Source organism: Pseudomonas phenolilytica, from assembly GCF_021432765.1.
Lineage (GTDB): Bacteria > Pseudomonadota > Gammaproteobacteria > Pseudomonadales > Pseudomonadaceae > Stutzerimonas > Stutzerimonas phenolilytica.
Genome location: NZ_CP058908.1, coordinates 2,993,691 through 3,006,689 on the forward strand (window position 1 = coordinate 2,993,691; position 12,999 = coordinate 3,006,689).

Consider the following 12,999-nt stretch of genomic DNA (forward strand, 5'->3'; position numbering starts at 1 on the left):
GGCCTGCTTGCCCGTTGGCGGGCGAGTGAGACTGTAGAACCGCCGTCAGGCGGATGTTGCGCAGGTAACCCGGTGGCAATCCGGGAATACGGTTGGGGGTTAGATGCTCCAGCGCGCGCTGGCTAATCGCTCAGGCAGCAGCTGCGGGTTAAGCGGTTGCGGTCGTCTGGCGAGGGCGGCATACAGCTGCTGCAGCGATTCGACCAACCGTTCGTGCAGCTCCGGCGCCAGACGGGCCGGGCGCTGCGGCTCGGCATAAGCGATCTGGGCATCTGTCGCGTACACGCCATGGAGCATTTCCTGAGCCTTGAGCGCGGCGAGCACCGGCTTCAGCGAGTAATCGACCGCCAGCATGTGCGCCACGCTGCCACCGGTAGCCAGCGGCAAAACCGCCTTGTGCGCCAAGGCACGCTCGGGCAACAGGTCCAGCAGGGTTTTCAGCGCACCGGCGACGGAGGCCTTATACACCGGCGTGGCGATCAGCAGAGCGTCCGCCCGCGCGACATGCTCGAGCAGTTGCTGTACTCGTGGGCTGTCGAAGCGTGCGTGCAGCAGGTCCGCGGCATCGAAGTCACGCACGCCATAGCGCACCACTTCGACGCCACGCTGGTGCAACCAGTCGCCGGCGATACTCAGCAGCACCGCCGAGCGCGAGCGTTGGCTGGGGCTGCCGGCGAGGGAAACAACCAACATGCAGGAATTCCTTCTCGTACTCGCTCAGCGATTGGGTTGCGGGGTCAGGCGCAAGTACGGCTTGACGGCGCGATAGCCTTTGGGGAAACGCTGCTTGAGCTCTTCCTCGTCCTTGATCGACGGCACGATCACCACGTCATCGCCTTCCTGCCAGTTGGCCGGGGTGGCGACCTTGTAGTTGTCAGTCAGCTGCAGCGAATCGATCACCCGGAGGATCTCGTGGAAGTTGCGCCCGGTGCTCGCCGGATACGTGATGGTCAGGCGCACCTTCTTGTTCGGATCGATGATGAACAGCGAACGCACGGTCAGGGTGTCGTTGGCGTTCGGGTGGATCAGGTCGTACAGCTCGGAAACCTTGCGGTCGGCGTCGGCGAGGATCGGAAAGTTGACTCGGGTGTTCTGCGTCTCGTTGATGTCGTCGATCCACCTGATGTGCGAAGCCACCGGGTCTACGGACAGGGCGATGGCTTTGACGTTGCGCTTGGCAAACTCGTCCTTCAGCTTGGCGGTGAAACCGAGCTCCGTGGTGCATACCGGGGTGAAGTCGGCCGGGTGCGAGAACAGCACGCCCCAGCTGTCGCCGAGCCATTCGTGGAAGCGGATGCGGCCTTCGTTGGAGTCCTGCTCGAAATCGGGGGCGATGTCGCCGAGGCGGATGCTCATGGTTCTGCTCCTTCAGTGATTCGTTGAGGTGGGCACACTATGCGCACTGTCGTTTCGAGTTAAAAAGAATAAATAATGATTTATCTATAACCAAAAGCAATTATGGGGGCGTGCCCTTTCCGGCTGCCCGGCCTTTAGGAAAACTGGCGAATCAGCTGCTGAAGGCGCTCGCAGGCGGCAGGAAGCTGCTGCTCGCTTGCGCGGGCGACGCCGAGAAGCAACCCCGGACGCTGAGGGTCGACCGGAGCGAACCATGTCGAAAGCGGCGATGGCGCCAGTCCGAATGCCAGCGCCTCACGAGCGATGACGCGATCGCGTGCCCCTTCGGGCAGCCAAAGCAGCACGCCGAGCCCCGCCGGACGCACCGGATACCCCATGGCCTGTAACGTCGCATGCAGCGCCGCGCTGCGACTCGCGTAGACACGCTTCATGCGACGCAGATGCCGTAGGTAATGGCCGTCGCGCATGAACTCGGCGGTGGCCGTTTGCACGGCGGGGCCGGGAGCCGGTGCGAGACACATCACCGCTTCGGCGAACCGCGCAACCAGTGCCGCCGGGACGACGACGAAGCCGAGCCGCAGCGTGGGGCTGATGGTCTTGCTGAACGAGCCGATGTGGATGACGCGGCCGGCGCCGTCCAGCGATGCCAACGCCGGTGCCGCGCGGCGCTTCAGCTGCAATTCGCCGAGATAGTCATCCTCGATGATCCACGCCCCGGAGCGCGCCGCCCAGTCAAGCAGCTGAACCCGCCGGGCGAGCGACAGCGGGACGCCGGTTGGAGCCTGCTGTCCCGGTGTCACCAGGGCCAAGGCGGCATCCGGCGCATGCTGCATGCCGTAGGCGACGTCGATGCCATCGTCGTCCACCGGAATCGGGATCGGAGTGACTTGAGCGATTTCCAGCGCTTTGCGGCTGGGCGGGAACCCCGGATTCTCCACCCAGGCCGAGCGCCCTTCGGCCTTAAGGACCCTCAGCGCGACGCCGAGGGCGCCGGAGAACCCCGCGGTGATGAACACCTGGGATGGGCGACATTCGATGCCTCGTGACAGCGCCAGGTGCGCGGCGATCTCGTTGCGCAGCGCCTGCTCGCCGCGAGGGTCCGGATAGATGAGCTGAGCGTGCACTTCGCTGCGGGCAGCATGTGCACGCAAGCGTGCAAAAAGCGTCACCGGAAAACTATCTGAGGCGGGCACGCCATTCTGGAAGACGGCCGCTCCGCTCAGAAATTCCCGGTACAGCGGCGGCAGCGCATCCGCCGCGCTGGCCGGCTCCGACAAGGCGATTTTCGGTGGGTGATTGGTCACCCGGGTGCCGCCGGCACCGCAGGAGACGACCAGTTGTTTGTCCGCCAGGCGCTCGTATGCGGTCTTGACGGTGCCTCTGGCGACGCCCAGTTGGGCGGCGAGGTCCAGCCATGACGGCAGCCTGGCGCCAGGCGCGAGCACGCCGTTGTTGATAGCTGCCGCGATACCGATGTGAATCTGCTCGGCCAACGGTATATCGGCAGTCCGGTCCAGCTTCAGGTCAAGGATTTTCATGCCGCATGGTACTGCCGAAATGAACATTTTCGGTTCTTTTGGGTGAACCCTCGACGGTCGCATACTGGCCGCCGCCCTCAAAGGAGATTCCCATGAAGCCCACACGCTTGCTACCGCCCTTGCTGACCGCCCTCGGAATGACCTTTGTCGGCGTGGCCAGCGCCGACGCTCCCGGCGACACGATCAAACCCAACTTTTCCCATGCCCTGCCGAACATTCCGGGCAAGTCGCTGACGGCCGTGGAGGTGACCTACGCGCCAGGAGGCGCATCGATGCCGCACCGTCATGCGCAATCGGCGTTTATCTATGCCTATGTCGTTTCCGGCCGGATTGTCAGCCAAGTGGCCGGGGAACCGGAGCGCACCTACTCGGCGGGGGAAACCTGGTACGAAATGCCGGGCGCGCATCATGTCGTCAGTCGCAACGCGAGCGACTCCGAACCCGCCAAGCTGCTGGCGGTGTTCGTCGTCGATTCCGACGACGACGTCCTCACCACGCCTGACGAGCAGGACTCCGGAAATGAGTAAACGACTGGACTACGCAAAAGCCTCGCCCGGCGGGGTGAAAGCCCTCGGCGGCGTCTACGGCTATGTCACCCAGTGCGGTCTCGACGAGGTGCTGGTCGAACTCGTCTACCTGCGCATCAGCCAGATCAACGGATGCGCCTATTGCCTGGACATGCACACCCGTGATCTCGCCACGAAAGGTGTCGGAATCGAGAAACTAGCGTTGGTGCAGACCTGGCAGGAGGCCGGCGACCTGTTCAGCGAGCGGGAACGCGCGGCGCTGGCCTGGGCGGAAAGCGTAACCCGCGTCGCGCAGACCGGCGTTCCGGATGCCGAGTTCGCCGCGGCCCGGCAAATCTTCGAGGAAAAGGAGCTGGCCGATCTGACCGTGGCCATCGGCTTGATGAATGCGTACAACCGCCTCGCCATCAGCTTCCGCCGCGTGCCGCAAGCGGTGCTCGCAGCCAAGGCTTGAATAGCGAAACGCCCGTCACGGCGTGCAAGCAGCCGAAGACCCGTCACTGCAACTACAGGATGAAACACATGGAACAGCGATTCGACGTCGCCCAACTTATCCCCGAAGGCTACCGAGCCATGTATGCCTTGCACGCCTACGTGCAGGGCGCCGGCCTGGATCTTGGCCTGCTCGAACTGGTGCGTCTGCGCATATCGCAGACCAATGGCTGCGGTTTCTGCGTCGCCATGCATATCCCGCTGGCGCGCAAGCACGGCGTCAGCGAGCATCAGGTCAATCTGGTCGCCACCTGGAAGGAATCGCCGGTCTTCAGCACGCGCGAGCGGGCCGCGTTGGCCTGGGCCGATGCGGTCACCAGCCTGGCCGGGCAGGAAGTGCCGGATACGGTCTATGCACAGGTGAAAGCCGAGTTCAGCCCTGAGGAGATCGCCAAACTCACGCTGTGCATCGGCGAGATCAATACCTGGAACCGCCTCATGATCGCTTCGCGCACGCCGCCCGCCTTGTAACCGCAGTCCCAGCCGGATCAGCGCGCCGCGTCCTCGAAACGATCGACCTGGCGCAGGCTCTTGAAGCCCAGCGCCCAGCCGCCGGTGACTGCCAGGGTGCAGGCGCACCCCAGCAGCGCTGCCGGCACCGCGCCGAGCCATGCGGCGCTGAGGCCGGCGCGGAATTCGCCCAGCTCGTTGGATGAGCCGATGAACAGCATGTTCACCGCATTGACCCGGCCACGCATGGCATCCGGGGTGGAGAACTGGATCAGCGAGGAGCGGATGTACACGCTGACCATGTCCGCCGCGCCCGCCACCACCAGCGCGGCGAACGACAGCCAGAACAGCGTGGACAGCGCGAACACCAGGTTGGCCAGGCCGAACAGCGCCACGGCGACGAACATCACCCGCCCGACATGCCGGTCGAACGGCCGCACGCTGAGGTACAACCCCACCGCCACTTCGCCGATCGCCATCGCGCTGCGCAGCAGGCCGAGGCCGGTGGGGCCGACTTCGAGCACGTCCTGCGCGTAGATCGGCAGCAGCGCCACCACGCCGCCGAGCAGCACGGCGAACAGGTCCAGGGAGATCGTGCCGAGGATGATCGGCCGCGAGCGAATGAAACCAATGCCCGCGGTAAAGCGCGTCCAGGCACTGGTTGTCAGCGTCTCGCGGCGTTCGGCGAAGCGTACCGGTACGCGCCACAGCAGCAGCGTGCCGACCACGAAACCGACCAGGCAGGTGCCGTAGGTCAGCGCGCCGCCACCCAGCGCATAGAGCGCCCCGCCCAGCACCGGGCCGCCAATGGTGGCCACGCGCATGATCATGCTGTTGGCGGCGATGGCCGAGGCAAGGCGCTTGCGCGGTACGATCTGCGGCAGCAGGCTGGACAACGCCGGTCCGGTGAAGGCCCGCGCGCAGCCATACAACACCAACACACCGTAGTAGTAGCTCACCGCCTCGCCATGCAGCGACAGCCAGAGCAGCGCCGCGGCGCAGGCGGCTTCGAGCAGCCAGCTCAGCGCCAGGATCAGCTTGCGATCGTAGCGGTCGATCAGATCACCCGCCGGCAGCAGCAGGAACAGCATCGGCACGAACTGCGCCAGGCCGACATAGGCCAGCGACAGCGGATCGCGGGTGATGTCGTAGACCTGCCAGGCAACGACCACCGCCTGGATCTGCATGGCGAACACCGCCAACAGGCGAGCGGCGAGAAAGGCGGCGAAACCGGGAAGACGGTAGACGGATGAGGTGGTCAAGGCTGGAATCCGCGCGGCAATGGCAGCGCCCGTACCGCAACGGCCGGGCGAAAGCGGATCAGCCTACTGGAGCGCACGGGCCGCAGGCAAACCGGGCCGCCACGTTCCAGGCCCCAGCCGTCGGGCGATTCCGCTTCGGCTCAGGCGGCCCGACGGCGGTTCTGGTCGATGCGTTTCTGCAGGCGGTACAGGTAGGCGAAGCCCTGCTCCCAGCGGTGGTGGCCGGATTGCACGTTGATGTGGCCGACGCCCGGAAGGATCACCGTCTCGCTGCCCCAGTCGATTCCCAGCATACGGGCGCGCTCGACGCTGGCGGCAGTGTCGTTGTCGGAACCGACCAGTTGGCTGGGGAACGGCAGCGCCTGGCGCGGGATCGGCGCGAAGTCGCGCAGCGCCTCGGGGCAGTTGCTGCGCTCGACATCCGCCGGCGCCACCAGTAGCGCACCGCGTACGCGCCGCAGCGACGCCGGATCGGCCGTCTGTGCCCAATGCGCCACGGTCACGCAGCCCAGGCTGTGGGCGATGAGAATGGTCGGCTGATCGCTGGCGTCGATGCTGCACTGCAGTTCGGCCACCCAGTCCATGCGGCGCGGCCTGAGCCAGTCCTGCTGCTCGACGCGCGCGCTGTTCGGCAGGCTGCGCTGCCAGTGGCTCTGCCAATGATCGTCTGGCGAGCCTTGCCAGCCCGGCACGATCAGATAACGGATGGATTCGCTGTACATCACCTGCCCTCCTGTGAATGCGGCGCAGTCTAGGTCAGGCTGCACAAGGTAAAAAAGAATAAAAAATCATTTGCTTATTCCATAAGTCAGCACGACGGCGATAGGCATTGTGAAGTGATCTAATTCGATAATGTTATATAAATGTTCTTAAATGATATTTTTAAGCATATAACCCCCGCACCTATTATCCGCCCCACGCCTCCCCTGGCTGCGTTTCATCCCGAAGCGCATGGAGGTTTTCATGGAGAGCAACCCGATGAGCGCGACCCTTCGCAGCCCGGAAGGTCAGGACGAAGCCAGCATCCTGCGCGAAATTCGCAGCGCCCTGAACGGCCTGAAGTTTGGCTCGGTGGAAATCACCGTGCACAACGGTCAGGTCGTGCAGATCGAGCGTAAGGAGAAGTTCCGCCTGCAATCGACTGGCAAGACCGCCTGATTCGCTAGACCAAACCAAGCCCGACTGGACCACCGGAGGGCGTGCATGAGAACGACACCATGACCACGCACCGGTACTGCCGCTGTCATCCGCGAATGCGGAGCTGACCAACCTGAACACCCACAAGCCAACGCAAAAAACGATTTCTTCATTCAGGAGCTGCACATGTCCATTCGTCGCTTTGCCCTCGCCGCCCTGGCGAGCGCCCTCGTCGCCGGCCCCGCCGTGGCCGCCGACTCTCTGCTCAACGTGTCCTACGACCCGACGCGCGAGCTCTATGTGGAATTCAACGAAGCCTTCAACAAGCACTGGCAGGCCCAGGGCCATGAGCCGATCAAGATCCAGCAGTCCCATGGCGGTTCGGGCAAGCAGGCCCGCGCGGTGATCGACGGCCTGCGCGCCGACGTGGTGACTCTGGCACTGGCGGGCGATATCGACGAGCTGCATCGCCTCGGCAAACTGATCCCCGAGAACTGGCAGACCCGCCTGCCGGACGCCAGCACGCCCTATACCTCAACCATCGTGTTCCTGGTGCGCAAGGGCAATCCGAAGGGCATCAAGGACTGGGATGACCTGGTCAAGCCGGGCGTCGAGGTGATCACGCCGAACCCGAAGACCTCCGGCGGCGCACGCTGGAATTTCCTCGCCGCCTGGGCCTACGCCCAGCAGAAATTCGGCGACGAGGCGCAGGCCCAGGCCTTTGTCGAGAAGCTCTACAAGAACGTGCCGGTGCTGGATACCGGCGCCCGCGGCTCGACTGTCACCTTCGTCAACAACGGTATCGGCGACGTGCTGCTGGCCTGGGAGAACGAGGCCTTCCTGGCGCTCAAGGAGGAAGGCGGCGGCAATTTCGAGATCGTCGCACCGAGCCTGTCGATCCTCGCGGAGCCGCCGGTGGCGGTGGTCGACAAGAACGTCGAGCGCAAGGGCACGCGCGAAGTCGCCGAGGCGTACCTGAACTACCTGTACAGCGAGGAAGGTCAACGCATCGCGGCGAAGAACTTCTACCGCCCGCGTAACGAGGCCGTGGCGGCCGAGTTCAAGGATCAGTTCCCGGCGCTGAAGCTGGTCACCATCGACGGGGATTTCGGCGGCTGGAAGGTCGCGCAGCCGAAGTTCTTCAATGATGGCGGCATCTTCGACCAGATCTACCAGGCGCAGTAAGCGGAAATTCGTAGGGTGGATGGCCGAAGCCATCCACGCGTCCGAGGCGCTGGCCTGCATACGGCAGGCTCGGGCGTGATGCGCGTGGAAAATCGCTTCGCGCGTTTTCCACCCTACGGTCCTCCCGCTTCCGGCTTCCAATTGCCAAACCGACCGAGCCTCGAACATGTCTAGCCGATCTACCTCCGTCATACCCGGCTTCGGGCTGACGCTGGGCTACACCCTGGTGTACCTCAGCCTGTTGGTGCTGATTCCCCTGGGTGCGCTGTTTCTCAAGACCACCGAACTCTCGTGGGCGCAGTTCATCGCCATCGTCAGCGCGCCGCGCGTGCTGGCGGCGCTCAAGCTGAGCTTTGGCACCGCCTTCGCGGCCGCCGTGCTCAATGGCGTGATCGGCACGCTGCTGGCCTGGGTGCTGGTGCGCTATCGCTTCCCCGGCCGCAAGATCATCGAGGCGATGATCGACCTGCCCTTCGCCCTGCCGACCGCGGTGGCAGGCATTGCCCTCACCGCGCTGTACGCGCCGAACGGACCGATCGGCCAGTTCGCTACCGAGCTGGGCTTCAAGATCGCCTACAGTCCGCTGGGCATCACCCTGGCACTGACCTTCGTGACCCTGCCCTTCGTGGTGCGCACCCTCCAGCCGGTGCTCGCCGATATCCCGCGTGAAGTGGAAGAAGCCGCGGCCTGCCTCGGCGCGCGTCCGCTGCAGGTGGTTCGCCATGTGCTGCTGCCGGCGCTGCTGCCCGCCTGGCTGACCGGCTTCGCCCTGGCCTTTGCCCGCGGCGTCGGCGAGTACGGCTCGGTGATCTTCATCGCCGGCAACATGCCGATGAAGACCGAGATCCTGCCGCTGCTGATCATGGTCAAGCTGGACCAGTACGACTACGCCGGCGCCACGGCCATCGGCGTGCTGATGCTGGTGGTGTCTTTCATCCTGCTGCTGGCGATCAACCTGCTGCAGCGCCGCATTGCCCACGGCTGAGGAGGCCAGCATGACTACCGCTTCCCTGCCCGTGTCGGCGAATGCCCGCGCCACCACTACCCGTCGCGGCAAGCAAACGGCCCGCCGCCTGTTGATCGGCGCGGCCTGGCTGACCTTCGCGCTGTTCCTTCTGCTGCCGCTGTTGATCGTCCTCGGCGAAGCCTTCAAGCAAGGGGTCGGCACCTTCTTCACGGCGATCCTCGAGCCTGATGCCCTGGCCGCGCTCAAGCTCACCCTGCTTGCCGTGGGCATCTCGGTGCCGCTCAATCTGGTGTTCGGTGTCGCCGCCGCCTGGTGCGTGAGCAAGTACGAGTTCCGCGGCAAGAGCCTGCTGGTGACCCTGATAGACCTGCCGTTCTCGGTCTCCCCGGTCATCGCCGGCCTGATCTACGTGCTCTTGTTCGGCGCCCAGGGCTATTTCGGCGAGTGGCTGAGTGATCGCGATATCCAGATCGTCTTCGCCGTGCCGGGCATCGTCCTGGCGACCCTGTTCGTCACCGTGCCCTTCGTCGCCCGCGAGCTGATCCCGCTGATGCAGGAGCAGGGCAGTACCGAAGAGGAAGCCGCGCGGCTGCTCGGCGCCAGCGGCTGGCAGATGTTCTGGCACATCACCCTGCCGAACATCAAATGGGGCCTGATCTACGGCGTGGTGCTCTGCACCGCGCGGGCAATGGGCGAGTTCGGCGCGGTGTCGGTGGTCTCCGGGCATATCCGCGGGCTGACCAACACCCTGCCGCTGCACGTCGAGATTCTCTACAACGAATACAACCACGTCGCCGCGTTCAGCGTGGCCAGCCTGCTGCTGGCCCTGGCGCTGGTAATCCTGCTGCTCAAGCAGTGGAGCGAATCGCGCATCGCGCGCCTGAAAACCGGAGCACAGCCATGAGTATCGAAGTCCGTGACGTCAACAAGCGCTTCGGCCAGTTCCAGGCGCTGCAGGCGATCGACCTGCACATCCAGAGCGGCGAACTGGTCGCCCTGCTCGGCCCGTCCGGCTGCGGCAAGACCAGCCTGCTGCGCATCATCGCCGGGCTGGAAACGCCGGACAGCGGCAGCATCGTGTTCCATGGCGAGGATGTCTCCAGCCGCGATGTGCGCGACCGCAACGTCGGCTTCGTCTTCCAGCATTACGCACTGTTCCGCCACATGACGGTGTTCGACAACGTGGCCTTCGGCCTGCGCATGAAGCCGAAGAAGCTGCGCCCGAGCGAAGCGGTGATCGCCGCCAAGGTGCACGAGTTGCTGAATCTGGTGCAGCTGGACTGGCTCGCGGACCGTTACCCCGAACAGCTTTCCGGTGGCCAGCGCCAGCGCATTGCCCTGGCCCGCGCGCTGGCAGTGGAGCCCAAGGTGTTGCTGCTCGATGAGCCGTTCGGCGCGCTGGATGCCAAGGTGCGCAAGGAACTGCGCCGCTGGCTGGCGCGGCTGCACGAGGACGTGCACCTGACCTCCGTGTTCGTCACCCACGACCAGGAGGAGGCGATGGAGGTCGCCGATCGCATCGTGGTGATGAACAAGGGGGTGATCGAGCAGATCGGCACGCCGGCGGAGGTCTACCGCAACCCGGCCAGCGAATTCGTCTACGACTTTCTCGGCGATGCCAATTGCCTGCAGCTGGGCGACCGGCCACTGGTGTTCCGCCCGCATGAGGTGCTGCTGTCGCGCGAGGCGCTGGCCGACTACCAGGTCGGCGAGGTGCGTGACATCCGCCCGCTGGGCGCGATCACCCGCGTGACGCTGCGAGTGACCGGCCAGGACGAGCCGATCGAGGCGGAAGTCGGCAACGACCACGCCAGCCTGATCGGCATCCAACGCGGCGAGACGTTGTATTTCCAACCTTGCCCCGTTGCCCAGCGGTACGGCGTTATGCACGTTTGATGCACCGCGCCGGGCGCCCGTCGTGGCGGCTGGCCGCCTGCGCAATCGGGTAACCTGGCGTCGAGTCTTGCCATAGTGGCCGCGGCGACGGGCTTGAATGCTTCATCGCCGCCGCAATCTTCTGCGATTGAAGCACTCTGATAGCTGGCGTTTACCTTTTGAGCATTGCATGAACGAACCCACCTCCTCCCCGAGCCCGCCGCTGCCGCCGGTGCTCGCCGGGCCGCTGTTGCGCCGCGTCGAAATCACCCGGCTGGTGTTCTGGCTGGTCGGCAGCGAAGCGCTGACGCTGCGCCTGCACCTGAACGTCGACGGTGGCCCGGAACGCGTGCGGTCCCTCAACGACGACGAGTGCACACGAATACGGGTCGGCACGTCCGCCTGGCTGCATCTGATCGATGTGAAGCTCGACGAGCCACTGCCCCACGACCGGCCCATCCGCTACGACCTGCGCCTGCTCGGCCACGCGGCGGAGCCTGGCATCGCGCAGTGGGCGCCGCATCTGCTGCACGATGGCGAGCGTATGCCGCTATTCGTGATACGGCCGCGCTTCGACAATCTGCTGCACGGCTCCTGCCGCAAGCCGCATCACGCCTCCGCTGACGGACTCGTTTGCGTCGATCGCCTGCTCGGCGAGGCGCGGCAGGCACCGGAGCAATGGCCGGCAGCCTTGCTGATGACCGGCGACCAGATCTATGCCGACGATGTCGCCGGGCCGATGCTGGTGGCGATCCACGCGCTGATTCGTCGCCTGGGGCTCTACGGCGAATGCCTGGAGGGCGCGCTGGTGGCCGACAGCGCCGAGCTGCTGGCGCACCCGGCAACCTATTATCGCCGCGAACAGCTGCTGCCGGCGTTCAAGGCCAGCGAGGTGTTGCGCGAGCGCTTCTTCGGCGGCGCGGAAAAACCGGTGTTCACCACCGCCAATGCCCACAATCACTTGGTGACCCTGTCCGAGGTGCTGGCGATGTACCTGCTGGTGTGGTCGCCGATGCCCTGGCGACTGATCGATCCGGCTGCACCGCCGCTCGATGGCGAGCTGGCGCAGCGCTATGCGCGTGAAACCGAGCAGATCGACGCGTTCCGCAGCACCCTGCCGCGCGCCGCCCGGGCGCTGGCACATGTGCCGACGCTGATGATCTTCGATGACCACGACATCACCGACGACTGGAATCTATCCGCACGCTGGGAGGAAACCGCTTACGGCCATCCGTTCTCCCGCCGCATCATCGGCAACGCGCTGGCGGCCTATCTGCTCTGCCAGGGCTGGGGCAACCAGCCCGATGCGTTCAGCGCGGTGCTCGCACCGTTGCAGCGGTTACTGAATAGCGCGAGGGACGGCGCGCTCGATTGTCAGGCCCAGAACGATGCGATCGACACCCTGCTCGCCTTCGCCAACTGGGGGTATGTGCTGCCCGGCGAGCCGGCGCTGGTGGTGCTCGACACCCGCACCCGGCGCTGGCGCAGCGAACGCAATCTGAATCGACCTTCGGGCCTGATGGACTGGGAAGCGCTCACGGACTTCCAGCACGCGCTGCTCGATCATCACTCGGCGGTGATCGTCTCGCCGGCGCCGATGTTCGGCGTGAAGCTGATCGAGACGGTGCAGCGGGTATTCAGCTGGCTCGGCTATTCGCTGCTGGTCGATGCGGAAAACTGGATGGCCCATCGCGGTGCGGCGCAGGTAATGCTCAACATCTTTCGCCACACCCGCACACCGGGCAACTACGTGATTCTCTCCGGCGACGTCCATTATTCGTTCGCCTATGAAATCCGCATCCGTGGCCGGCGCAGTCGTCCGCAGCTGTGGCAGATCACCAGCAGCGGCGTGAAAAACGAGTTCCCGCGCCGCTTGCTGGATATCTTCGATCGCCTGAATCGCTGGCTCTACTCGCCGCGCTCGCCGCTGAACTGGTTGACCAAGCGCCGGAGGGTCAAGGTGCAGCCCTGGTTGCCCAGCCGCAGCAGCGCCGGCGAGCGTCTGTGGAACGCCGCGGGGATCGGCCATGTACAGCTGGATGCCGAGGGCCGTCCGGCGCTGGTGGAACAGATCAATGCCGACGGTTCGCCTGCGGTTCAATTCCGACCGCAAGTCTGATTGTCGGTCGCTGAGCCGCATGCGACGCTGCGCGCCATGCGGTGTAACGATTTAACGACGCGGCGGCCGGAACCGGCCACGCCCGGCGGGT

14 protein-coding genes are annotated in these 12,999 nt (G+C 65.1%); 9 read left to right on the forward strand and 5 right to left on the reverse strand.

All coding sequences use genetic code 11. The features are described from left to right. Nucleotides 1–99: 99 nt before the first annotated feature. The 3 genes from ssuE to HU825_RS14380 all read right to left on the reverse strand — a co-directional run bounded on the left by ssuE (nt 100) and on the right by HU825_RS14380 (nt 2,921). On the reverse strand, nt 100–693 hold the full coding sequence (ssuE, locus tag HU825_RS14370) for an NADPH-dependent FMN reductase (protein ID WP_234302305.1): 594 nt from the start codon (nt 691–693) through the stop codon (nt 100–102). Between the two features lie 24 nt (nt 694–717). Then, entirely contained in the window at nt 718–1,356 is a 639-nt protein-coding gene (locus HU825_RS14375; RefSeq protein WP_156714458.1) for a peroxiredoxin, read from the reverse strand. A gap of 134 nt (nt 1,357–1,490) precedes the next feature. Next, nucleotides 1,491–2,921, reverse strand: coding sequence for a MocR-like pyridoxine biosynthesis transcription factor PdxR (locus HU825_RS14380; protein ID WP_234302306.1), 1,431 nt, complete (start codon nt 2,919–2,921; stop codon nt 1,491–1,493). A gap of 65 nt (nt 2,922–2,986) precedes the next feature. Here HU825_RS14380 and HU825_RS14385 point away from each other — a divergent pair, with 65 nt between their 5' ends. From HU825_RS14385 to HU825_RS14395, 3 genes are all read left to right on the forward strand, one after another. Continuing rightward, entirely contained in the window at nt 2,987–3,421 is a 435-nt protein-coding gene (locus tag HU825_RS14385; protein ID WP_054094738.1) for a cupin domain-containing protein, read from the forward strand. Continuing rightward, entirely contained in the window at nt 3,414–3,875 is a 462-nt protein-coding gene (locus tag HU825_RS14390) for a carboxymuconolactone decarboxylase family protein (protein WP_234302307.1), read from the forward strand. Before HU825_RS14385 ends, HU825_RS14390 begins: the two co-directional genes overlap by 8 nt. Before the next feature lie 68 nt (nt 3,876–3,943). Beyond that, on the forward strand, nt 3,944–4,384 hold the full coding sequence (locus HU825_RS14395; RefSeq protein WP_234302308.1) for a carboxymuconolactone decarboxylase family protein: 441 nt from the start codon (nt 3,944–3,946) through the stop codon (nt 4,382–4,384). A 17-nt stretch (nt 4,385–4,401) separates the two neighbouring features. Here the strand turns inward: HU825_RS14395 and HU825_RS14400 are convergent, their stop codons facing one another. Further along, nucleotides 4,402–5,625 (reverse strand): MFS transporter, encoded by a 1,224-nt coding sequence (locus HU825_RS14400; RefSeq protein ID WP_234302309.1) that lies wholly within the window; start codon nt 5,623–5,625, stop codon nt 4,402–4,404. 140 nt (nt 5,626–5,765) lie between these two features. Further along, complete coding sequence (locus HU825_RS14405) at nt 5,766–6,347, reverse strand: alpha/beta hydrolase (RefSeq protein WP_234302310.1); 582 nt, start codon at nt 6,345–6,347, stop codon at nt 5,766–5,768. Between the two features lie 256 nt (nt 6,348–6,603). Between HU825_RS14405 and oscA the strand changes: the two genes are divergently transcribed. The 6 genes from oscA to HU825_RS14435 all read left to right on the forward strand — a co-directional run bounded on the left by oscA (nt 6,604) and on the right by HU825_RS14435 (nt 12,908). After that, nucleotides 6,604–6,783 carry a sulfur starvation response protein OscA gene (gene oscA, locus HU825_RS14410; protein WP_054094823.1) on the forward strand — a complete coding sequence of 60 codons (180 nt, stop codon included), beginning with the start codon at nt 6,604–6,606 and terminating at the stop codon, nt 6,781–6,783. A 165-nt stretch (nt 6,784–6,948) separates the two neighbouring features. Further along, nucleotides 6,949–7,947 (forward strand): sulfate ABC transporter substrate-binding protein, encoded by a 999-nt coding sequence (locus tag HU825_RS14415; protein ID WP_234302311.1) that lies wholly within the window; start codon nt 6,949–6,951, stop codon nt 7,945–7,947. A gap of 166 nt (nt 7,948–8,113) precedes the next feature. Next, complete coding sequence (gene cysT, locus HU825_RS14420) at nt 8,114–8,932, forward strand: sulfate ABC transporter permease subunit CysT (RefSeq protein WP_234302312.1); 819 nt, start codon at nt 8,114–8,116, stop codon at nt 8,930–8,932. Between the two features lie 10 nt (nt 8,933–8,942). Further along, nucleotides 8,943–9,818, forward strand: coding sequence for a sulfate ABC transporter permease subunit CysW (cysW, locus tag HU825_RS14425; protein WP_045633779.1), 876 nt, complete (start codon nt 8,943–8,945; stop codon nt 9,816–9,818). After that, complete coding sequence (locus HU825_RS14430; RefSeq protein ID WP_234302313.1) at nt 9,815–10,810, forward strand: sulfate/molybdate ABC transporter ATP-binding protein; 996 nt, start codon at nt 9,815–9,817, stop codon at nt 10,808–10,810. The genes cysW and HU825_RS14430 overlap by 4 nt, the downstream gene beginning before the upstream one ends. A 169-nt stretch (nt 10,811–10,979) precedes the next feature. Further along, entirely contained in the window at nt 10,980–12,908 is a 1,929-nt protein-coding gene (locus tag HU825_RS14435; protein ID WP_234302314.1) for an alkaline phosphatase D family protein, read from the forward strand. Nucleotides 12,909–12,999 lie beyond the last annotated feature (91 nt).

Coding starts and splice junctions, on each gene's coding strand:
- HU825_RS14390 (WP_234302307.1), top strand. CDS start 3,414: ATGAGTAAACGACTGGACTACGCAAAAGCCTCGCCCGGCGGGGTGAAA.
- HU825_RS14380 (WP_234302306.1), bottom strand. CDS start 2,921: ATGTTCATTTCGGCAGTACCATGCGGCATGAAAATCCTTGACCTGAAG.
- HU825_RS14395 (WP_234302308.1), top strand. CDS start 3,944: ATGGAACAGCGATTCGACGTCGCCCAACTTATCCCCGAAGGCTACCGA.
- HU825_RS14415 (WP_234302311.1), top strand. CDS start 6,949: ATGTCCATTCGTCGCTTTGCCCTCGCCGCCCTGGCGAGCGCCCTCGTC.
- HU825_RS14385 (WP_054094738.1), top strand. CDS start 2,987: ATGAAGCCCACACGCTTGCTACCGCCCTTGCTGACCGCCCTCGGAATG.
- HU825_RS14435 (WP_234302314.1), top strand. CDS start 10,980: ATGAACGAACCCACCTCCTCCCCGAGCCCGCCGCTGCCGCCGGTGCTC.
- cysT (WP_234302312.1), top strand. CDS start 8,114: ATGTCTAGCCGATCTACCTCCGTCATACCCGGCTTCGGGCTGACGCTG.
- oscA (WP_054094823.1), top strand. CDS start 6,604: ATGAGCGCGACCCTTCGCAGCCCGGAAGGTCAGGACGAAGCCAGCATC.
- ssuE (WP_234302305.1), bottom strand. CDS start 693: ATGTTGGTTGTTTCCCTCGCCGGCAGCCCCAGCCAACGCTCGCGCTCG.
- HU825_RS14430 (WP_234302313.1), top strand. CDS start 9,815: ATGAGTATCGAAGTCCGTGACGTCAACAAGCGCTTCGGCCAGTTCCAG.
- HU825_RS14375 (WP_156714458.1), bottom strand. CDS start 1,356: ATGAGCATCCGCCTCGGCGACATCGCCCCCGATTTCGAGCAGGACTCC.
- HU825_RS14405 (WP_234302310.1), bottom strand. CDS start 6,347: ATGTACAGCGAATCCATCCGTTATCTGATCGTGCCGGGCTGGCAAGGC.
- cysW (WP_045633779.1), top strand. CDS start 8,943: ATGACTACCGCTTCCCTGCCCGTGTCGGCGAATGCCCGCGCCACCACT.